General features: G+C 68.3%; 20 protein-coding genes. 4 read left to right on the top strand and 16 right to left on the bottom strand.

Annotation, left to right across the window (positions count from 1 at the left end):
• Positions 1–52 precede the first annotated feature (52 nt).
• The 9 genes from QM569_RS08435 to QM569_RS08395 all read right to left on the bottom strand — a co-directional run bounded on the left by QM569_RS08435 (position 53) and on the right by QM569_RS08395 (position 9314).
• Positions 53–604, bottom strand: coding sequence for a HutD family protein (locus QM569_RS08435; protein WP_414986786.1), 552 nt, complete (start codon positions 602–604; stop codon positions 53–55).
• Positions 601–1425 (bottom strand): phytanoyl-CoA dioxygenase family protein, encoded by an 825-nt coding sequence (locus tag QM569_RS08430; RefSeq protein ID WP_414986785.1) that lies wholly within the window; start codon positions 1423–1425, stop codon positions 601–603. Before QM569_RS08430 ends, QM569_RS08435 begins: the two co-directional genes overlap by 4 nt.
• Positions 1425–3146 carry a urocanate hydratase gene (gene hutU, locus QM569_RS08425; RefSeq protein ID WP_414986784.1) on the bottom strand — a complete coding sequence of 574 codons (1722 nt, stop codon included), beginning with the start codon at positions 3144–3146 and terminating at the stop codon, positions 1425–1427. Before hutU ends, QM569_RS08430 begins: the two co-directional genes overlap by 1 nt.
• A gap of 10 nt (positions 3147–3156) precedes the next feature.
• Entirely contained in the window at positions 3157–4686 is a 1530-nt protein-coding gene (gene hutH, locus QM569_RS08420; RefSeq protein WP_414986783.1) for a histidine ammonia-lyase, read from the bottom strand.
• 42 nt (positions 4687–4728) lie between these two features.
• Positions 4729–5499, bottom strand: a complete 771-nt coding sequence (hutC, locus tag QM569_RS08415; protein ID WP_414986782.1) for a histidine utilization repressor — start codon at positions 5497–5499, stop codon at positions 4729–4731.
• Positions 5499–6278 carry an ABC transporter ATP-binding protein gene (locus tag QM569_RS08410; RefSeq protein ID WP_414986781.1) on the bottom strand — a complete coding sequence of 260 codons (780 nt, stop codon included), beginning with the start codon at positions 6276–6278 and terminating at the stop codon, positions 5499–5501. Before QM569_RS08410 ends, hutC begins: the two co-directional genes overlap by 1 nt.
• The gene (locus tag QM569_RS08405; RefSeq protein ID WP_414986780.1) at positions 6275–7072 is read right to left on the bottom strand and encodes an ABC transporter permease; all 798 of its coding nucleotides are present in this window, start codon (positions 7070–7072) and stop codon (positions 6275–6277) included. Before QM569_RS08405 ends, QM569_RS08410 begins: the two co-directional genes overlap by 4 nt.
• 13 nt (positions 7073–7085) lie before the next feature.
• Positions 7086–8042, bottom strand: a complete 957-nt coding sequence (locus tag QM569_RS08400) for an ABC transporter substrate-binding protein (protein WP_414986797.1) — start codon at positions 8040–8042, stop codon at positions 7086–7088.
• A 348-nt stretch (positions 8043–8390) separates the two neighbouring features.
• Positions 8391–9314, bottom strand: a complete 924-nt coding sequence (locus tag QM569_RS08395; RefSeq protein ID WP_414986779.1) for a pseudouridine synthase — start codon at positions 9312–9314, stop codon at positions 8391–8393.
• Between the two features lie 154 nt (positions 9315–9468).
• On the opposite strand from QM569_RS08395, the gene QM569_RS08390 reads away from it, so the two are divergent.
• Positions 9469–11613 carry an AsmA family protein gene (locus QM569_RS08390; protein ID WP_414986778.1) on the top strand — a complete coding sequence of 715 codons (2145 nt, stop codon included), beginning with the start codon at positions 9469–9471 and terminating at the stop codon, positions 11611–11613.
• Here QM569_RS08390 and QM569_RS08385 read toward each other — a convergent pair.
• Positions 11610–12257, bottom strand: a complete 648-nt coding sequence (locus QM569_RS08385) for a LysE family translocator (protein WP_414986777.1) — start codon at positions 12255–12257, stop codon at positions 11610–11612. The two genes, QM569_RS08390 and QM569_RS08385, sit on opposite strands and share 4 nt — an antisense overlap.
• 63 nt (positions 12258–12320) lie before the next feature.
• Here QM569_RS08385 and QM569_RS08380 point away from each other — a divergent pair, with 63 nt between their 5' ends.
• On the top strand, positions 12321–13304 hold the full coding sequence (locus QM569_RS08380; protein ID WP_414986776.1) for a helix-turn-helix transcriptional regulator: 984 nt from the start codon (positions 12321–12323) through the stop codon (positions 13302–13304).
• 56 nt (positions 13305–13360) lie between these two features.
• Here the strand turns inward: QM569_RS08380 and guaA are convergent, their stop codons facing one another.
• Together guaA and guaB are read right to left on the bottom strand one after the other, a co-directional pair.
• Positions 13361–14977 (bottom strand): glutamine-hydrolyzing GMP synthase, encoded by a 1617-nt coding sequence (gene guaA / locus QM569_RS08375; protein ID WP_414986775.1) that lies wholly within the window; start codon positions 14975–14977, stop codon positions 13361–13363.
• A gap of 71 nt (positions 14978–15048) precedes the next feature.
• Positions 15049–16524 carry an IMP dehydrogenase gene (gene guaB, locus QM569_RS08370; protein ID WP_414986774.1) on the bottom strand — a complete coding sequence of 492 codons (1476 nt, stop codon included), beginning with the start codon at positions 16522–16524 and terminating at the stop codon, positions 15049–15051.
• 92 nt (positions 16525–16616) lie between these two features.
• On the opposite strand from guaB, the gene QM569_RS08365 reads away from it, so the two are divergent.
• Positions 16617–17132 carry a DUF4124 domain-containing protein gene (locus tag QM569_RS08365; RefSeq protein ID WP_414986773.1) on the top strand — a complete coding sequence of 172 codons (516 nt, stop codon included), beginning with the start codon at positions 16617–16619 and terminating at the stop codon, positions 17130–17132.
• Between the two features lie 33 nt (positions 17133–17165).
• Here QM569_RS08365 and QM569_RS08360 read toward each other — a convergent pair whose 3' ends face one another.
• Positions 17166–17468 carry an RnfH family protein gene (locus QM569_RS08360; protein ID WP_414986772.1) on the bottom strand — a complete coding sequence of 101 codons (303 nt, stop codon included), beginning with the start codon at positions 17466–17468 and terminating at the stop codon, positions 17166–17168.
• Positions 17468–17917, bottom strand: coding sequence for a type II toxin-antitoxin system RatA family toxin (locus QM569_RS08355; protein WP_414986771.1), 450 nt, complete (start codon positions 17915–17917; stop codon positions 17468–17470). Before QM569_RS08355 ends, QM569_RS08360 begins: the two co-directional genes overlap by 1 nt.
• A 71-nt stretch (positions 17918–17988) precedes the next feature.
• Here QM569_RS08355 and smpB point away from each other — a divergent pair, with 71 nt between their 5' ends.
• Entirely contained in the window at positions 17989–18462 is a 474-nt protein-coding gene (smpB, locus tag QM569_RS08350; RefSeq protein ID WP_414986770.1) for an SsrA-binding protein SmpB, read from the top strand.
• Positions 18463–18526: 64 nt separating this feature from the next.
• Here smpB and QM569_RS08345 read toward each other — a convergent pair whose 3' ends face one another.
• A complete protein-coding gene (locus tag QM569_RS08345; protein WP_414986769.1) occupies positions 18527–19237 on the bottom strand; it encodes an ABC transporter ATP-binding protein in 711 nt (236 codons plus the stop codon).
• Positions 19234–19618, bottom strand: a 385-nt coding sequence (locus tag QM569_RS08340; protein ID WP_414986768.1) for an ATP-binding cassette domain-containing protein, incomplete at its 5' end; no start/stop codon positions are given. The genes QM569_RS08340 and QM569_RS08345, both read right to left, overlap by 4 nt.

Below are 19618 nucleotides of genomic sequence, written 5' to 3'. Positions count from 1 at the left end.
TGTTTTGATAGCTTCTAGTGCTTGATGGATAAGCGCTGGAGGCCAATTTGATTCATATTTTTTCGAGTGCGATCCAGGCCAGCACGGATTCGTTATTGACTGGCGCGATGCGCTCGCCCTGCCCTTGCATCCACCAGAAACCCTGGCCGGGTTCCAGAAGGCGCGAGCCTTGCCACCGGCCCTGCAGCACCATGCACAGCCCGGCAGACGCAGCGGGCGGCGCTTGGCGCAGCACCTGCACCTGGCCGCGCCACGCGCCACGGCGCAGCATGAGGTTGAAGTCGGTCGAGGTGCCGCCCAGCATGGCGCAGTCCACGGGCTCGTCGCCCGAGAAGGCGAAGGGCTGCCAGCGCTCGCCCAGCGCGTGCTGCCAGCCGCTGCCGCGCAGGTACACGCCATCGCCGTCCAGCAGCATGATCTGCCTGTCCACCCCCGCAAAGGCCGAGAACGGCCCCGGCGCTGCGATGGTGGCGACGCTGACGCGCCAGCCAAAGCCATCCATGCCCGCGCCCGGCGGCCAGCAGGCCAGCTCGCGCGTGCTGCCGCCGCCGTTCTTCCACCGCGTGGCGGGGATGGCGGCGAGGTCGAGGAACTGCACGGTCATACCAGCACGGGGAACAGCGGGTGCTCCATGGCTGCCCCGGCGGGCAGCTCATCGGCCAGCCCCGGGAACTCCGGCGAGGTCCTCCACGGCCTGGGCGCGTGGCGGATGTCGTCGCCCAGAAAGCGCACCGAGAACACGCGCCGCCGGTTGGGCCCCTCCACCCCGCCGGACGCATGCAGCGTGAGCATGTGAAAGCACACCACGTCGCCGGGCTCGATCTCCCAGCCGACGATGGGGAAGGCGTCGCGGTCGGCCTCGACGTTGGGCAGGTCTTGCAGGCTGCCTTCGGGGAACCACTTGGCCTGGTTGTCCATGAAGGTGCGCGGCATCAGCCACGGGCCTTTGTGCGAACCCGCCACGAACTCCAGCGTGGCGGCGCGCGAGACGGGATCGACGGGGATCCACATGCTCACGTTCTGCATGCCCTCGATGTTGTAGTAGGGCTGGTCCTGGTGCCAGGGCGTCTTTTGCCGCGTGCCGGGTTCCTTGACCAGAACATGGTCGTGGTACAGGCGCACGTGGCGCGACTGCATGAGGCGCCGCGCGGCCAGGGCCAGCGGTGTTTCGCGCACGAAGCGGCCGAACTGCGGGATGTCCTGCCAGTTGCAGAAGTCCTCGAAGAAGCGGCCTGGGTCGTCCGGGCGGCTGGCGATCTTGGCGCGGGGGCTGGGCGCGGCCAGGTTGGCGTCGATGCCTTCGCGCAGCAGGGCCACCTCGTCGGGCGTCAGAAGCTGCTGGATGCAGATGGCGCCGTCGCGGGCGAAGGCGGCCACCTGGTCATCGCTCAGGCGTTGCTGCAGGCGTTGCTGAAAATCGTCCATCACTTCACCATCGGCAGCTTCAGGCCCTGCTTCTTCGCCGTCTCCACGGCCAGTTCATAGCCCGCATCCGCATGGCGCATGACGCCGCTGCCGCAGTCGTTGACCAGCACGCGGGCCAGGCGCTCGGCGGCGGCATCCGTGCCGTCGGCCACGATGACCATGCCCGAGTGCTGCGAATAGCCCATGCCCACGCCGCCGCCATGGTGCAGGCTGACCCAGGTCGCGCCGCCTGCGGTGTTGAGCAGCGCGTTGAGCAACGGCCAGTCGCTCACGGCGTCGGTGCCGTCGCGCATGCCTTCGGTCTCGCGGTTGGGGCTGGCGACGGAGCCGGTGTCCAGGTGGTCGCGGCCGATGACGATGGGGGCCTTCAGCTCGCCGTTCTTCACCATTTCGTTGAAGGCAAGGCCCGCGATGTGCCGCTCGCCCAGGCCCAGCCAGCAGATGCGGGCGGGCAGGCCCTGGAAGGCGATGCGCTCGCCCGCCATGTCCAGCCAGCGGTGGACGTGCTTGTTGGCCGGGAACAGCTCCTTGATCTTGGCGTCGGTCTTGCGGATGTCCTCGGGGTCGCCCGAGAGCGCCACCCAGCGGAACGGGCCCTTGCCCTCGCAGAACAGCGGGCGGATGTAGGCGGGCACGAAGCCGGGGAAGTCAAAGGCGTTTTTCACGCCTTCGTCAAAGGCCACCTGGCGGATGTTGTTGCCGTAGTCCACGGTGGGAATGCCCATGGACTGGAAGTCCAGCATGGCCTGCACGTGGACAGCGCAGGAGCGGGCGGCGGCCTTTTTCAGCACGTCGTGCTGCGTCACGTCCTGCTGCGCGGCGCGCCATTGGGCCACCGTCCAGCCTGCGGGCAGGTAGCCGTTCACCAGGTCGTGGGCCGAAGTCTGGTCGGTCACGAGGTCGGGCTTCAAGCCGCCTGCCTTGGCGCGTTTCACCAACTCGGGCAGGATTTCGGCGGCGTTGCCCAGCAGGGCAATCGAGATCGCCTCCTTGGCTGCCGTGTGTTGCTGGATCAGCGCGATGGCATGGTCAATGTCCCGCGCCTGCTTGTCCACGTAGCGCGTGCGCAGGCGAAAGTCGATGCTGCTTTGCTGGCATTCGATGTTGAGCGACACCGCGCCCGCGAACGTGGCGGCCAGCGGCTGCGCGCCGCCCATGCCGCCCAGGCCAGCGGTCAGAATCCACCGGCCCGCCAGCGAGCCGCCGTAGTGCTGGCGCGCCGCCTCGGCAAAGGTTTCGTAGGTGCCTTGCACGATGCCCTGGGTGCCAATGTAGATCCAGCTCCCCGCCGTCATCTGGCCGTACATGAACAGGCCCTTCTGGTCGAGTTCGCTGAAATGCTCCCAATTGGCCCACTTGGGCACGAGGTTGGAATTGGCCAGCAGCACGCGGGGCGCGTTGGCATGCGTCTTGAACACGCCTACGGGCTTGCCGGACTGGATGAGCAGGGATTCGTCCTCGTTCAGCGCTTTGAGCGAAGCCAGGATCTGGTCGTAGCACTCCCAATTGCGCGCGGCGCGGCCAATGCCGCCATAGACCACCAGGTCTTGCGGGCGCTCGGCCACCTCGGGGTCGAGGTTGTTCTGGATCATGCGGTAGGCCGCTTCGATGAGCCAGTTCTTGCAGGTGATGTCGCTGCCGCGCGGTGCGCGGATGACACGGCTGGCGTCGTGGCGGGGGTCTTTGGCGGCAGCAGACAGGATGGCGTCGTTGGCGTTCATGGTGGTCTCCTTAGATGTGGCTGGGCAGGCAGGCGGTGAGCGGCGCGGGCCATGCGGACTGCTGCGCCCAGGCGCGCATGGCCTCGATGTCGGGGGCGAGGTAGCGGTCTTGCGCCAGGAAGGCCACGCGCTCGCGGATGGCGGCGAATTGCTGCTCGATCAGGGGCGAACTCTTGAGCGAGCGGTCGAACTCCATGCCCTGCGCTGCGGCCATGGCCTCGATGCCGACCATCACCGCCGCGTTGCGCACCATGTCCGCCAGGCGGCGCGCGCCGTAGGTGGCCATGGACACATGGTCTTCCTGGTTGGCGGATGTGGGCAGGCTGGTCACGCTGCTGGGGTTGGCAAGGCACTGGTTCTCAGCGGCCAGGGCGGCGGCAGTGACCTGCGCGATCATGAAGCCGGAGTTCGCGCCGCTGTCGCGGATCAGGAACGCGGGCAGGCCCGACAGGCCGGGGTCGAGCAGCAGCGACAGGCGGCGCTCGGAGATCGCGCCGATCTCGGCCACGGCCAGCGCGATGATGTCGGCGGCAAAGGCCACGGGCTCGGCGTGGAAGTTGCCGCCCGAGATCACGTCGCCGTTCTCAAAAACCAAGGGGTTGTCGGACGCGGCATTCGCCTCGATGGCGAGCACCCGGGCGGCGTGGTGCAGGTTGTCCAGGCACGCACCCATGACCTGCGGCACGCAGCGGATGGAATACGGGTCTTGCACACGCCCGCAATTCGGGTGTGAGGGGTCGATGGCGCTGCCATCGAGCAATGCGCGCACCGCCGCGGCCACGGCTATCTGCCCCGGCTGGCCCCGCGCCTCGTGGATGCGCGCATCGAAGGGCTTGACCGAGCCCTTGATGGCTTCGAGCGACAGCGCGCCCGCCACCAGACCGGCGGCAAACACGCTCTCCGCGCCAAACAGCCCCGCCAGCGCGAGCGAAGTAGAAACCTGCGTGCCGTTGAGCAGCGCCAGCCCTTCCTTCGGCCCCAGCACGAAGGGTTCCAAACCAACCGAGCGCATGGCCTCGGCGCCCGAAACCACCGCGCCCTTGACCTTGGCCAGCCCCTCCCCGATCAGCACGCAGGCCAGGTGCGCCAGCGGCGCCAGGTCGCCCGACGCGCCCACCGAGCCCTTGGCCGGGATGACGGGCAGCACGTTCGCATTCGCCAGCGCCAGCAATGCATCCACCAGCGCGGGCCGCACGCCCGAATGCCCCCGCGCAAGGCTTACGGCCTTGGTGGCAAGGATGAGGCGCACCACCTCGTCCGGCAGCGCATCGCCCGTGCCCACGCTGTGCGACAGCACCAGGTTGCGCTGCAGCTCGGCCAGCCGGTCGTGGGCTATTTTTGTACTGGCGAGCTTGCCAAAGCCGGTGTTGATGCCATAGACAACCTGGTCTTCTTCCACGATGCGCTGCACCGTGGCCTCCGATGCCTGCATGAGCGCGCGGGCCGACGCGTCCAGCGCCAGCTGCACCGGCCCGGCGTGGATGCGGCGCAGCTCGGCCAGCGTGACGCGGCCAGGGTGCAGGGTGATGTTGTGTGCCATGAAACGATCCTGTCTATACAAGTTGTCACCAAGAGAAAGCGGTCAGCCAGCCACCGGGTTCCCGTCCGCCCGGAAGCGGCTGCCCAGCCGGTAGCGCGTGGCCGGGTGCAGGCAGCGCACCACGGTAATCGGCACGCCGCGCGACCACGTGCGGCGCGTGAGCAGCAGGCAAGGCTCCTGCGGCGGCATCTCCAGCAGCGCGGCATGCTCGGGCGTGGGCATGACGGCATCGACCACGTGCTCGATCTGGTCGAAGGGCACGTTGCGCACCAGGTACTCCGACGGCTGAATCTGCGAGAAGTCCTGCGCCGCGAACCCGGGCACCTGGCGCGGGCTGACGTAGCGGTCTTCCAGTTGCACGGGCAGGCCGTCCTCGCGGTGGATGCACAGCGAATGGAACACCGACTCGCCCGTGCGCATATCCAGCGCGGCGGCCACTTCCAGCGTGGCGGACGTGCGCTCCACCACCAGCACGTCGCAGCGGTAGTCGTGCCCGCGCTGGCGGATTTCGCTGGCCAGGTTGGCGATCTGCAGCAACGTGGACTGCGGCTTGTCCTCGGCCACGAAGCTGCCCACGCCCGCCACGCGCACGATGCGGCCCTGCTCGGTCAGCTCGCGCAGCGCGCGGTTCACCGTCATGCGCGAGATGCCGAACTGCGTGACCAGTTCGCTCTCGGACGGCAGGCGGTCGCCGGGCCGCCACACGCCCTCCTGGATGCGGCGCGCGATGTGGTCCTTGACCTGCTCATACAGCGCCATGGCGGGCGCCACAGGTTCGGCAAGCTTGCGCGGGGCGGCGGGCATGTTCTTCATCAATGCAGATCGGCGGCCATGGACTCGGCACGGATTTCTTCCGTCAGCCGCGCCTTCAAGTCCATGAACTCGGGGCTGGTCTTGATCGTGTAATGGCGCGGGTGCGGCAGGTTGACCGCCAGCTCGGTCTTGATGCGCCCGGGCCGGGCACTGAAAACCGCCACGCGGTTGGCCATGAAGATGGCCTCGTCGATGTCGTGGGTAACGAACATCACGGTCTTGCGCTCGGCTTCCCATATGCCCAGCAGCAGCTCTTGCATGAGCACGCGGGTCTGGTTGTCCAGCGCGCCGAAGGGCTCGTCCATCAGCAATATCTTGGGGTCGTTGGCCAGCGCACGCGCAATGGCCGTGCGCTGCTGCATGCCGCCCGAGAGCTGCTTGGGGTAGTGCTGCTCGAAGCCGCGCAGCCCCACCTTGGCAATGAAGTAGGCGGCGCGCTCCTTCTGCGCGCTTTCCGGCATGCCACGCTCGCGCAGGCCGAAGCGGATGTTCTGCTCGATGGTGAGCCACGGGAACAGCGTGTAGCTCTGGAACACCATGCCCCGGTCGGCGCCCGGGCCTTGCACGGGCTTGCCGTCCAGCAGCACGCGGCCAGCGGTGGGATAGTCCAGCCCTGCCACGATGCGCAGCATGGTGGACTTGCCGCAGCCCGAGGGGCCGAGGATGGTCACGAAGTCGTTGTCATGGACGTGAAAGTCCACCGGCAGCAGCGCCTGCGTGGCCTGGCCCTTGGCCGTGGTGAAGGTGCGCGAGACACCCTGGATGCTCAATTCACTCACAGCGCGCTCCAGGCAAAAAGGCGGCGGTTGGCCCACTTGAACAGGGCGTCGGACACCAGCCCGATGAGGCCGATGACGATGATGCCGAAGATGATCTGCCCCGTGTTCAGCAGCGCCTGGCTGTCGGTGATCATGTGGCCTATGCCCGAGGACGAGCCGATCAGCTCCGCCACGATCACGTACGTCCAGGCCCAGCCCAGCACCAGCCGCAGCGTCTCGGCGATGTCGGGCGCGGCGCCGGGGATGAGCACGCGGCGCACGATGCCGTTGGCGCTGGCGCCCAGCGTGTAGGCAGCCTCCACCAGGTCCTTGCGCGCATTGCCCACCGTGACGGCCACCATCAGGATGATCTGGAACACCGAGCCGATGAAGATCACCAGGAGCTTCTGCAGCTCGCCCAGCCCCGCCCACAGGATGAGCAGCGGGATGAAGGCCGACGCGGGCAGGTAGCGGCAGAACGACACGAAGGGCTCCAAAAACGCCTCCACGCCCTTGTGCGCGCCCATGGCAATGCCCAGCGGCACGGCCACGATGGCGGCCAGCACGAAGCCGCCCAGCACGCGCCAGACCGTCATGCCGATGTCGTGCAGAAAGCCGAACTCGGTGAACAGCAGCCAGCCCTCGTGCGCCATGGCGACGGGGCTCGCCAGGAACGTGGGCGACACGAAGCCGCCCAGCGTGAAGGCCGCCCAAACCACAAAGAACAGGATGAAGAAAGCCACGCCCAGCAGCCAGCGCGTGACAGGCCGCACGGGCTCCAGCGGGGCGAGGCGGCGGCGCGTCGCGTGGTTCATGGCAGGGCTTTGCTCACTTGATGAAGCTGTCGTCGTACATGGCCGTGTAGTTGTCCGGCAGCTTGCGGATGACGCCCGCCTCCAGCAGGATGGCTGCCGCGTCCTTCATGAACTGCTGCAGCTCGCCCGCAAAGAACTTCTGGTTGGCCGCCTTGTCCTGCCAGCGCAGGTAGCTGGACGACTTGCCGAACGCCTCGCCCGTCTGCTTGACCGCCGCGCCCATGATGTCGTTGGACTTGGCCGGGTCGGCCTTGATCATCTCCAGCGCCTCGAAGTACGAGTCCGCCAGCGCCTTGGCGGCCTTGGGGTTGGCCTTGAGCCATTCGGGCGCGCAGCCCACCGTGTCCATGATGTGCGGAAATTCCAGCGTGGTCGCCAGAATCTTGCCCGACGCGGGGTTGGCGCGCACGGTGGAGAGGTAGGGCTCGTACGTCACGGCAGCGTCGTTCTGGCCCGCGACGAAGGACTGCGCGGCCGGCTGCGGCGCCAGGGTGAGCGTCTTCACGTCCTTCACGCTCATGCCGTTCTTGGACAGCAGCCAGGCCAGCGTGAAGTACGAGGCGGTACCGGGCGCGTCCACGGCCACGGTCTTGCCCTTCAGGTCGGCAAAGGTCTTCACGTCGTTGCGCACGGCGATGCCGTCCGCGCCGTAGCTCTTGTCGAGCTGGAAGATCTGCACGATGGGCACGCCGTTGGTGTTCCAGGCCACGTGCGTCTCGACCGTGGTCGCCGCGCACTGGATGGCCTTGGAGGCCAGCGCCAAGTGGCGGTCTTTCTGCGGAATCATCTTCAGCTCCACGTCCAGGCCGTTCTTCTTGAAGATGCCCGCCTTGTCGGCCAGGGTCAGCGGGGCGAAGCCCGTCCAGCCCGACATGCCCAGCGTGATCTTCGTGTCCTGCGCCTGGGCCGGGGCGGCCAGGGCCGCCACGCATGCCACGGCCAGCGCCGCCCGTTTCGATTGAGTCCTCATCGTCATCGTCTGCTCCTTGTGAAGAAAAAGTGGCCGACCTGCAACGCCATCGCAGCCGCCATGATGGCGGTTTTGATATACCTGTCTATACAGGGTAAACACCAGGCCGACAGCCCATGGCGAATTGCAAGAACAGGGCCAGCGCTGTGATTACTATGCAATTGATAGCTGCTCGCGCTTATCCCATAGGCGCTAGAGGCCAATTTGACTCATATTCTTGGAACCCGCCCGCCCCCGGCAGCCGCACCAGGGGCGACAGCCCAGGCACCCCATCGCGCACCCGCAGCGTGCTGCGGGACGGCTACAGCGGCGCGGGGCCTCAGAACGCGCCGGTGGCTGGGGCTTGTTTCAGGCAAAGGCCAGGCGCTGGCTGCTTTCAAAGAACCGCGGCTCGCCGGTCAAAGGGTCGTCAAAGGCCAGCGACCGCGCCAGCAGCTGCAGGGGCCGCGAGTAGTCGCCCTCGGGCGGGTCGTTGACCACCGGGTAGAACGGGTCATTGCGCAGCGACAGCCCCAGCGCCGCCATGTGGACGCGCAGTTGGTGGCGCTTGCCCGTCACGGGCGACAGGCGGTAGCGCGCCCAGGTGCCGCAGGCCGAGACCTCGGCCACGTCCATGTGCGTGCGGCTGTTGGGCTCGCCAGGCACTTCGTGCATGCGAAAGAACTGCGGGCTTTCCTCCAGTCGGCTCTCGTACACACGCGGAAAGGCCAGGCCCTCACGCCAGGGTGCGATGGCGTCGTAGTGTTTGGCGATGCGGTGGTCGCGAAACAGCGCCTGGTACGCCCCGCGCGAGCTTTTGCACACCGACAGCAGCACCAGCCCCGCCGTGTCGCGGTCGATGCGGTGCAGGGGCGAGAGGTCCGGCAGGTTCAGGCGGCGCTTGAGGCGCACCAGCAGCGTGCTTTGCAGGTAGCGCCCGCCGGGCGTCACGGGCAGGAAGTGCGGCTTGTCGGCCACCAGGATGTGCGCGTCCTGGTAGAGCACGGTTTCCGTGAACGGGATCTGCGGCTCCACGGGCAAATGCCGGTAGTAATAGACGCGGATGCCGCGCTCGAAGGCGCGCTGCGGCGTGACAGGCACGCCATGCTCGTCCACCACCTCGCCTGCCGCCATGCGCGCCAGCCAGTCCGCGCGGCTGACGGCGGGCAGGCGCTGGGCCAGAAAGTCGAGCATGCTGCCCTGCCCTTGCGGGACCTGCGACGGCAGCACCACGCAACTGGGGCTGACACCGTCGCGCATGGGCAGAACCTGGGGATCGCGGGGGTTGTGCATGGGGCGGCGATTGTAGGTGCGGGCCGCATTCGGCACCGCCCTCTTGTAGGACAAGGTTGGCAATGGCGACTGGAACCCGCCCAACCCCCGCATGCCGCACTAGCATGGCCCCCACACCCGACAGCCGATGACGATGACGAAACCCGCTGAACCGATGCCCACCTCCTCCCTGCCCCGCCGCGCCCTGCGCTGGCTGCTGGGCGTTCTTGCCGTGCTGCTGGCGCTGCTGGTGGCCGCCGCCGTGGTGCTGGCCCATTGGGACTGGAACCGCGCCCGCCCCTGGATCAACGACAAGGTGAGCGAGGCCACGGGCAGGCGCTTTGCCATCGAGGGCGACCTGTCCGCCGACTGGCACTGGCCCCAGCCCCTGGAGCAAGGCTGGCGCCGCTGGGTGCCGGGCGTGACGGTGCAGGCCAAGCAACTGGTCATGGACAACCCGCCCGGCTTCGCCATCGCCGAGGCGCCGCAAGCGGGCGACAAGGCGCTGCCCGCCGTGCCGCGCAAGACCGCTGGCGAAAACAAGCCCGTCCGCGATGCGCAGACGATGGGCACCATCGCCCAGGCCAGCGCCACACTGCGCCTGCTGCCGCTGCTCGCACGCACCGTGGCGCTGGACACGGTGGAGTTGACCGCGCCCGACATCGTGCTGGGCCGCCGCGCGGACGGCAGCAACAACTGGACCCTCAAGAGCGACAACGCTGCCGACCAAAGCAGCAGCCCCTGGAGCCTGAGCCTGGGCCAGCTCGTCATCCGCGACGGCTGGCTGGGCTACGCGGACGGCGCCAAGGACCTGGCGCTGCGCGTACACGTCGACACCACCGACGGCGACGCCACCGACGGCACGCCCCCCGGCCAGGCGCCGGGCAAGTACGGCGTGCGGGCCACGCTGCAGGGCCGCTACGGCAAGGCGCGCGTCGAGGGCGAGGGCCAGGCCGGGCACCTGCTGACGCTGCGCGAGCAGACGGTGAACTACCCGCTGCGCTTCAAGGCCCGCGCAGGGAACGTGCGCGCCGAGGCGGAGGGCACGCTGGCCAACCCCGCCGCACTGTCGGGCATGGACCTGCAGGTCATGCTGCAGGCCGGCAGCATGGCCGACCTGTTCGACCTGACCGGCCTGGTGCTGCCCAGCACACCGCCGTTCCAGACGCGCGGTCGCCTCGTCGGCAGCCTGCAGCCCGGGCGCGCCACGTGGGAGTACCGCGACTTTCAGGGCACCGTGGGCGAAAGCGACCTGCACGGCAGCCTGACCTACACGTCCGCCCAGCCCCGCCCCCGGCTGCAGGGCACCATGACATCCAAGCAACTGCGGCTGGCGGACCTGGGCCCCGTGGTCGGCGCGCCGTCCGGCGAGGGCAAGAGCGCATCCACCCGCCCGGGCAAGGTGCTGCCCGACGCGCCCTTCGCCACCGACCGCTGGAACGCCATGGACATGGACATCACCTTCACCGGCGAGCGCATCCTGCGCCCTGAGAGCCTGCCCATCGAAAACCTGAGCGTACACGCGGTGCTGGACAACGCGCAGCTCACGCTGTCGCCCCTGCGCTTCGGCGTGGCACAGGGCCGGATCGACTCGAAGGTCGTGCTGGACAGCCGCACCCAGCCGCTCAAGACGCAGCTGCACGGCACGGTCGAGGGGCTGAAGCTGTCTGCGCTGTTCCCCAAGGTCGAGCTGATGGACAAGAGCTTTGGCCGCCTGGACGGCGCCGTGGCCCTGTCGGCCAGCGGCAACTCGGTGGCGCGCATGCTGGGCAGCAGCTCGGGCGAGGCGCGGCTGTACATCCGCGACGGCACCTTCAGCAAGCAGTTGCTGGACCTGGCCGCGCTCAACGTGGGCAGCGTGGTCGTGGCCAAGCTGTTCGGCGAGAACAAGGAAGTGCGGCTGCGCTGCGCCGTGGCCGACTTTGCCGTCAAGGACGGCGTGGCGCAGACCCGCTCCGTCAAGCTCAGCACCGAGGAAGCCGTGGTCGAAGCCGTGGGCACGGTGGACCTGCGCAACGAGTACCTGGACCTGCGCGTCAAGCCCGAGTCGCTGCAGTGGAAGTTCTTCTCGCTGCGCACGCCGCTGTACGTGCGCGGCGACTTTGCCGCCCCCAAGGTCGGTCTGGAACCCGGCCCGCTGCTGCTGCGCGCGGGCGCTGCCGTGGCTGCCGTGGCGGTGGCGCCCGCCGCGCTGGCGCTGGTGCCCGTGACCGTCCCGGCGGCCGAGGACGACGCGAACTGCGCGGTGCTGCTGCAACGGGCGAACGAGGCGGTGAAGGCGGGCAAGGCAGGGGCCGCGCCCAAGCCTGAAAAACGCTAAAGCTTCCAGCCCTCCCAAGCGGTCCACATCGAAGCCAGCACCAGCAGCGCCCCCACGCCGCGCGCCGCCCACAGGCTGGCGCCGGGGTGGCGGGCCAGATGCTCCCGCGCCTGGCCCGCGCCCAGCGCGACGGCGCCATACACCACCGCCTGCGTGGCCGCAATGATGAGCCCCATGACAACCGCCTGAACCGCCACAGGCCCGTACTCCGGTCGCAGGAACTGCGGGAACACCGCCAGCATGAACACGCAGGCCTTGGGGTTCGTCAGGCAGGTCAGCATGGCCCGCCAAAAGGTCGCCGCGAGCGGGCGGGGCTGCGTCTGCACCGCGCCGTCAAAGGCAAAGCGGCTGCGCAGCAGCGAAAGGCCGATCCACCCCACGTACAGCGCCCCCGCCGCCAGCAGCCCGTTGAACGCCGCCGGAAACAGCCGCAGCACGACCCCTACGCCCAACGCCCCCAGCGCCGTGTGTACCGCCCCGCCCGCCACGATGCCCGCCACCGCCCCCAGCCCCGCGCGCCGCCCGCCCACCAGCGCGCTGGCCATGACGAAGGCCATGTCCAGCCCGGGCAGCGCGATGACCCCCAGCAGGATGACGAAGAACAGCCACAAGTGGGCCGTGTGCTGCAGCGCGAGAGATTCCATGCGCAGTAATCTAGCCGCCAATCAGGGCAATATCCGCCCTGATTGAATGCGATGATGCGCCCCATGCCGTCACCCACCACCCGCGTGCTCGCCGTGCTGGAGCTGCTGCAGGCGCGCGGCGCCCTCAGCGGCCCCGAGCTGGCCGAGCGCATCGGCGTGGATGCGCGCACGCTGCGCCGCTACATCCGCAAGCTGGAAGACCTGGGCATCCCCGTCGTCGCGGAGCGCGGACGCTACGGCGCTTATCGCCTTATGCCGGGCTTCAAGCTGCCGCCCATGGTGTTCACCGACGACGAGGCGCTGGCGCTGTCCGTGGGCCTGCTCGCGGCGCGCGGCCTGGGGCTGGCCGAGGCCGCGCCCGCCACCGAGAGCGCCCGCGCCAAGCTGGAGCGCGTGATGCCCGCGCCCCTGCAGCGCCGCGTGCGCGCCCTGGGCGAGACGGTGCAGCTCGACATCGCCCGCCCCGGCGCGCCCGCCAGCCGCGAGGCGCTGCTGACCCTCAGCGCCGCCGCCCACGCGCGCCAGAGCGTCCACATGGACTACCGCTCCGCCCGGGGCGAGGCCACGGCCCGAGCCTTCGATCCCTACGGCCTGGCCTGGCGCGGCGGACACTGGTACGCCGTGGGGCACTGCCACCTGCGCGGCGGCCTGCGCTCGTTCCGACTGGACCGCATCGCCAGCCTGCGCCCCCTGCCCGCGTCCTTCGGCGTGCCCGAGGACTTCGACGCCGTGCGCCACCTCGCGCTCGGCCTGGCCTCGCTGCCGCGCGCACTGGCCGTGCGCGTGCTGCTGCACACCGACCTGGCGACCGCACGCGAAGCGCTGTTCGACGCCATCGGCCTGTTCCAGCCCCACCCCGGCGGCGTGCTGCTGCACAGCCAGGTGGACGACCTGGCCTGGTACGCGCGCCAGTTGGCCCGTCTGCCGTGCGCCTTTACCGTGCTGGAGCCCCCAGCGCTGCGCGACGCGGTGCGCGAGCACGCCCGGGCCCTGCTGCGCTGCGCGCAGAACCATGCGCCTGGGCATGGGGAATTACTATCTATTTGATAGCTGTCTGCGCTTTCTGTATAAGGGTTTGTGGCCAAAATTGCCTCAAACCTGACTCACTCCCACTCAATCGTCGCAGGCGGCTTGCTGCTCACGTCGTAGGTCACGCGGTTGATGCCGCGCACCTCGTTAATGATTCTTGAAGACACCTTCTTGAGCAGCGCATAAGGCAGCTCTGCCCAATCCGCCGTCATGAAGTCGCTGGTTTGTACGGCGCGCAGCGCGACCACGTAGTCGTAGGTTCGACCGTCGCCCATCACGCCCACGCTCTTGACGGGCAGGAAGACGGTGAACGCCTGGCTGGTCAGGTCGTACCAGGTCTTGCCCGTGGCTTCGTCGCGGAAGTTGCGCAGTTCCTCGATGAAGATGGCGTCGGCGCGGCGCAGCAGGTCGGCGTAGTCCTTTTTCACCTCGCCCAGGATGCGCACGCCCAGGCCGGGGCCGGGGAAGGGGTGGCGATAGACCATCTCGGGCGGCAGGCCCAGGGCCACGCCGAGTTCGCGCACTTCGTCCTTGAACAGGTCGCGCAGCGGCTCCAGCAGCTTCAGGCCCAACTGTTCGGGCAGGCCGCCGACGTTGTGGTGGCTCTTGATGGTGACGGCTTTCTTGGCTTTGCCGCCGCCGCTCTCGATCACGTCGGGGTAGATGGTGCCCTGGGCCAGCCACTTTGCTCCTTTTTTCGAAGCGCCCGACGCCGTCAGCTTGGCGGCTTCGGCCTTGAATACGTCCACGAACAGGCCGCCGATGATCTTGCGCTTTTGCTCGGGGTCGCTCACGCCCGCGAGCTTGCCCAGGAACAGGTCGCTCGCGTCCACGCGCACGACCTTGGCGTGCAGCTTGCCCGCGAACATGTCCATGACCATGTCGCCTTCATTCAGGCGCAGCAGGCCGTGGTCCACGAACACGCAGGTCAGTTGGTCGCCGATGGCGCGGTGGATGAGCGCGGCGGCCACGCTGGAGTCCACGCCGCCCGAGAGGCCCAGGATCACTTCCTCGTCGCCCACTTGCTGGCGGATCTGCTCCACGGCTTCGGCGATGTGGTCTCTCATGACCCAATCGGGGCGCGTGCCGCAGATGCCGAGCACGAAGCGGTCGAGGATCGCCCTGCCCTGCACGGTGTGCGTGACTTCGGGGTGGAACTGCACGGCGTAGAAGCGGCGCTCCTCGTCGGCCATGCCCGCGATGGGGCAGGAATCGGTGCTTGCCATCAGCTTGAAGCCCGGCGGCAGCTCGGTCACCTTGTCGCCGTGGCTCATCCACACCTTAAGCATGCCGTGGCCTTCGGGCGTGGTGAAGTCGGCCAGACCCGCGAACAGCGCCGTGTGGCCGCGCGCGCGTACCTCGGCGTAGCCAAACTCGCGGGTGTGCGAGCCTTCGACCTTGCCGCCCAATTGCTGCGCCATGGTCTGCATGCCGTAGCAGATGCCCAGCACGGGCACGCCGAGGGTGAACACGGCGTCGGGCGCCCTGTCATCCACCTCATACACGCTGGCGTGGCTGCCGGAGAGGATCACGCCACGGAGCGCGCCGTCCTTGGCGTATTCACGCACCCAGTCGTCCGTCACGTCGCAAGGGTGTACCTCGCAATAGACGTGCGCCTCGCGCACGCGGCGGGCGATGAGCTGGGTGACTTGCGAGCCGAAGTCGAGGATGAGGATTTTCTGGTGTTGCATGGCGATTTTTTGAATGAAATCGGCCTCCAGCGCTTATCTGACAAGCGCTGGCAGCTATCAAAACGATAGTATCAGTCGGCCCGGTAGTTGGGCGCTTCCTTGGTGATCTGCACGTCGTGGACGTGGCTTTCGCGGATGCCTGCGGTGGTGATCTCGACGAACTCTGCCTTGTTGTTCATCTCTTCGATGGTCGCGCAGCCGCAGTAGCCCATGCTGGCGCGCACGCCGCCCGCCATCTGATAGACGATGCTGACCATGCTGCCCTTGTAGGGCACGCGGCCCTCGATGCCCTCGGGCACGAGCTTGTCGGCGTTGGGGTTGCCGGTGCTCGACTCCTGAAAGTACCGGTCGGCGCTGCCCTGCTGCATGGCGCCGATGCTGCCCATGCCACGGTAGCTCTTGTAGCTGCGGCCCTGGAACAGGATGACCTCGCCGGGCGCTTCTTCGGTGCCCGCGAACATGCCGCCCATCATCACCGCGCTGGCGCCTGCGGCCAGGGCCTTGGCGATATCGCCGCTGTAGCGGATGCCGCCATCGGCGATCAGCGGAACGCCCGTGCCTTTGAGGGCCGTCGCCACGCTGTCGATCGCCATGATCTGCGGCACGCCCACACCCGCCACGATGCGGGTGGTGCAGATGCTGCCGGGGCCGATGCCGACCTTGACGGCATCCGCGCCCGCCTCGGCCAGCGCCAAGGCTGCCGCGCCGGTGGCGATGTTGCCGCCGATCACGTCCACCTGCGGGTAGTTCTGCTTGACCCAACGCACGCGGTCGATCACGCCCTTGCTGTGGCCGTGGGCGGTGTCCACCACGATGGCATCCACGCCCGCTTTCACCAGCGCCTCGACGCGCTCCTCGGTGCCCTCGCCCACGCCCACGGCAGCGCCCACGCGCAGGCGACCGTTGCTGTCGCGCGCGGCGTTGGGGAAGGTGGTTTGCTTGGTGATGTCCTTGACGGTGATGAGGCCCTTCAGCTCAAAAGCGTCGTTGATGACCAGGATGCGTTCGAGCTTGTGCTTGTTGAGCAGCGCCTTGGCCTGCGCGGGCGTGGTGCCGTCGCGCTCGTTCACGGTGATGAGCTTCTCGCGCGGGGTCATGATTTCGCGCACCTTCACGTCAAAGCGCGTTTCAAAGCGCATGTCGCGGCCCGTAACGATGCCGACGACCTTGCCGCCGTCGCACACCGGAAAGCCCGAGATGCCGAGCTGCTCGGACAGCTGCAGCACCTGCAGCACCGTGTGCTCGGGCGTGATGACCACCGGGTCGCGCAGCACGCCGGATTCGTAGCGCTTGACCTTGGCGACGTGCGCGGCCTGCTCTTGCGCAGTCAGGTTTTTGTGGACGATGCCGATGCCGCCCTCTTGCGCGATGGCGATGGCCAGGCGCGCCTCGGTCACTGTGTCCATGGCGGCGGACACGAGCGGCAGGTTCAGTTGGATGTTGCGGGAGAGTTTCGTCGCGAGGGACGTGTCCTTGGGCAGGACCTGGGAGTACGCCGGCACCAGCAACACATCGTCGAAGGTGAGCGCTTTTCCTAGAAGGCGCATGAGATAAGCTCCAAAAAACGGATTGTACCCGCGCCGCCACAGCCTGCGCGCGCACTGGCGGCGGTGTGACCAGAGGGATAAACTCCGTCGCCATGAAAGCAATGCACAAGCTTCTCCTGCTGGCCGTGGCCTGCACCTGGGCCATGGGCGCGGCGGCGCAATGGCAGTGGATCGACAAGGACGGGCGCAAGGTCTTCAGCGACCGCCCGCCGCCCAACGACATTCCCGCCAAGAGCATCCTGAAGCAGCCGGGCGGCGGTCGCGCTGCCCCGGTCGCTGTGACCCCGCCCGCAGCCGACGGCGCGGCGTCGGCACCCAAGCCCGCGCTGGCGGCGTCCGCCCCGGGCACCGGCAAGGACAAGGAGCTGGAAGAAAAGAAGGCGCAGGCCGAGGCCGCCGAGGCCGCCAAGAAGAAGGCCGAGGAAGAAAAGATCGCCAAGGCCCGGGCCGACAACTGCACCCGCGCGCGCCAGAGCAAGGCGGTGTTCGACTCCGGCAAGCCCGTGACCCAGGCCAACGCCCAGGGCGAACGCATCTACCTGGACGAAGCCGGGCGCGCCGCCGAGGTCAAGCGCATCAACGAAATCATCGCCAGCGACTGCAAGTAGGGGACAACCCCCTGGGCCGCTGCGCAGGTGGTTTCAGTAACCGGCCTTGCCGCCGGGGCGCTGGCGGTTGAACAGGCCCGCAGTGCGCGCACCCTGGCGGGCGAAGCGCTCGCGGCGGGCAACCTTGGGGTCCACTTTCAGGGGGCGGTAGGTTTCCACGCGGTCGCCATCGCGCAAGGCGGCATCCGAGCTGACGGCGCGGCCCCATACACCGACCGACTCACCCTCCACCCCCGCAGCTTGCAGCGCATCGCGCACCACGGCGCCCGGGGGCAAGTCCAGCGCCCATTCGCGCACCTCGCGCGGGCCGGTGCAGGCCACCAGGGTCACGCGCATCACCCGTACACCTGTTCGGCACGCTTGACGAACGCATCGACCATGCTGCCCGCGATGCGGTCGAACACCGGGCCTACCAGCGTGGCCAGGGCCGCGCCGTCGAAACCGTAGTTCAGTTGCAGCTCTACCTTGCAGGCGCGCTGGCCGCCGTCGCCCACGGGGTGAAAGTGCCAGTCGCCGTCCAGCCGCGAGAACGGGCCCTTGACGAGCTGCATGCGCACGCGCAGGGTGGCGCCCTGCGTCTCGTGCGTGTTGCGCGTGACGAAAGACTGGTGGATGCCGCTGAAGGCGATGCCCACCTCGGCCGTCATGCCGTCTGGGGTGCGCTCCAGCACGGTGGCCCGGTCGCACCAGGGCAGGAACTCGGGGTAATGCTCCACGCCGGTGACCAGGGCAAACATCTCTTGCGGGCTGTACCAGATGAGGACGGACTTGTGGACGGTTTTCATGCAGCCGGGGGAACTTAGAATCGCGGGTCTTTCCAACGGCTGCCATTGTAGGGAGCCGCACCTGAGCTTCCATGGCCAAGAAACCCGATTCCCCCGCCCGCATCGCCGAAAACAAAAAGGCGGCGTTCAACTATTTCTTCGAGGAGCGCCACGAGGCGGGCATGGTGCTGCACGGCTGGGAGGTGAAGGCGCTGCGCCAGGGCAAGGTGCAGTTGACCGACGGCTACGTGCTGATCCGTGACGGCGAGCTGTACCTGCTGGGCTGCCTGATCCACCCGCTCAAGACGGCATCGACGCACGTCAACCCCGAGGCCGGGCGCACCAAGAAGCTGCTGCTCAAGAAGGACGAGATCAAGCGCCTGATCGGCAAGATCGAGCAAAAGGGCTACACCCTGGTGCCCCTGAACCTGCACTGGAAGAACGGCTACGTGAAGTGCGAGATCGCGCTGGCCAAGGGCAAGGCCGAGCACGACAAGCGCGACACGATCAAGGAGCGCGAGGGCAAGCGCGAGGTGGAGCGGGCGATGAAGTCCCGCCACCGCTGATTTATGAGTGTTTTTGGCCTCCAGCGCTTGATGGACAAGCACCAGCAGCTATAAAAAAGATAGCCTACACCCCGACGTAGCGCTGCCACAGCCCATGGTCGGCATCCAGCGCGTTTGATGTGCCCTGCCACGCCACGCGCCCGCGCTCGATGATGGTGTGGCGGTCCGCCAGGCGGATGAGGCGCTGCACGTACTTGTCGATCACCAGCAGCGTCTGGCCCTGGGCGCGCAGCGTGGCCAGACACTGCCAGATCTCCTCGCGCACCAGCGGCGCCAGGCCCTCGGTGGCTTCGTCGAGGATCAGCAGGTGCGGGTTGGTCATCAGCGCGCGGGCTATGGCCAGCATCTGCTGCTCGCCGCCCGAGAGCTGGTTGCCCATGTTGCGCTGGCGCTCGGCCAGGCGCGGGAACAGGTGATAGACGCGCTCCAGCGTCCACGGCTCCTTGCTGGCGTTGCGCCGGGCAGCGAAGGCCAGCAGGTTCTCTCGTACAGACAGGTTGGGGAAGATCTGCCGCCCCTCGGGCACGATGGCCATGCCGCGACGCGCGATGCGGTCGGGCGGCAGGCCGTCGATGCGCTCGCCCAGAAAGTACACGCTGCCGCCGCGCGGGCGCACGAGGCCGAGCAGAGAGCGCACCGTGGTCGTCTTGCCCATGCCGTTGCGGCCCAGCAGCGTCGCGGCCTCGCCCTGGGCGATGGCGAGGTGCACGCCGAACAGCACCTGGCTGCTGCCGTAGGCGGTTTCCAGGTCTTGCACCTCCAGCAGAGCGGTCATGCGGCCTCCGGCAGTTCGTCGCCCAGGTAGGCGCGGCGCACCTCGGGGTGCTCGCGGATCTCGGCGGGCGTGCCGCTGGCGATCACGCGGCCGAAGACCAGCGTGGAGATGCGGTCGGCCAGGCGGAAGACGGCGTCCATGTCGTGCTCCACCAGCAGCAGCGTGGTGCCGCCGCGCAGCGACTGCAGCAGCGCCACCATGCGCTCGGCCTCGTGCGGGCCCATGCCGGCCATGGGTTCGTCGAGCAGCAGCAGTTGCGGCTGCAGGGCCAGCGCCAGGCCCACTTCGAGCTGGCGCTGCTCGCCGTGCGACAGCGCGCCGGCGGGCCGCTGCAGCTGCGCGCCCAGGCCCACGCGCTCGGCCACGGCGGCGGCGGCCTCG

It is taken from the genome of Acidovorax sp. (assembly GCF_047607405.1).
GTDB lineage: Bacteria > Pseudomonadota > Gammaproteobacteria > Burkholderiales > Burkholderiaceae_C > Acidovorax.
Note: the sequence above shows the minus strand (reverse complement) of the source record. Positions and strands in the feature narration are given on the sequence as shown.

Coding starts and splice junctions, on each gene's coding strand:
- QM569_RS08385 (WP_414986777.1), bottom strand. CDS start 12,257: ATGGAATCTCTCGCGCTGCAGCACACGGCCCACTTGTGGCTGTTCTTC.
- QM569_RS08345 (WP_414986769.1), bottom strand. CDS start 19,237: ATGACCGCTCTGCTGGAGGTGCAAGACCTGGAAACCGCCTACGGCAGC.
- smpB (WP_414986770.1), top strand. CDS start 17,989: ATGGCCAAGAAACCCGATTCCCCCGCCCGCATCGCCGAAAACAAAAAG.
- hutH (WP_414986783.1), bottom strand. CDS start 4,686: ATGGCACACAACATCACCCTGCACCCTGGCCGCGTCACGCTGGCCGAG.
- QM569_RS08405 (WP_414986780.1), bottom strand. CDS start 7,072: ATGAACCACGCGACGCGCCGCCGCCTCGCCCCGCTGGAGCCCGTGCGG.
- guaA (WP_414986775.1), bottom strand. CDS start 14,977: ATGCAACACCAGAAAATCCTCATCCTCGACTTCGGCTCGCAAGTCACC.
- hutC (WP_414986782.1), bottom strand. CDS start 5,499: ATGAAGAACATGCCCGCCGCCCCGCGCAAGCTTGCCGAACCTGTGGCG.
- QM569_RS08390 (WP_414986778.1), top strand. CDS start 9,469: ATGCCCACCTCCTCCCTGCCCCGCCGCGCCCTGCGCTGGCTGCTGGGC.
- QM569_RS08400 (WP_414986797.1), bottom strand. CDS start 8,042: ATGAGGACTCAATCGAAACGGGCGGCGCTGGCCGTGGCATGCGTGGCG.
- QM569_RS08365 (WP_414986773.1), top strand. CDS start 16,617: ATGAAAGCAATGCACAAGCTTCTCCTGCTGGCCGTGGCCTGCACCTGG.
- hutU (WP_414986784.1), bottom strand. CDS start 3,146: ATGAACGCCAACGACGCCATCCTGTCTGCTGCCGCCAAAGACCCCCGC.
- QM569_RS08430 (WP_414986785.1), bottom strand. CDS start 1,425: ATGGACGATTTTCAGCAACGCCTGCAGCAACGCCTGAGCGATGACCAG.
- QM569_RS08360 (WP_414986772.1), bottom strand. CDS start 17,468: ATGCGCGTGACCCTGGTGGCCTGCACCGGCCCGCGCGAGGTGCGCGAA.
- QM569_RS08395 (WP_414986779.1), bottom strand. CDS start 9,314: ATGCACAACCCCCGCGATCCCCAGGTTCTGCCCATGCGCGACGGTGTC.
- QM569_RS08380 (WP_414986776.1), top strand. CDS start 12,321: ATGCCGTCACCCACCACCCGCGTGCTCGCCGTGCTGGAGCTGCTGCAG.
- guaB (WP_414986774.1), bottom strand. CDS start 16,524: ATGCGCCTTCTAGGAAAAGCGCTCACCTTCGACGATGTGTTGCTGGTG.
- QM569_RS08355 (WP_414986771.1), bottom strand. CDS start 17,917: ATGAAAACCGTCCACAAGTCCGTCCTCATCTGGTACAGCCCGCAAGAG.
- QM569_RS08435 (WP_414986786.1), bottom strand. CDS start 604: ATGACCGTGCAGTTCCTCGACCTCGCCGCCATCCCCGCCACGCGGTGG.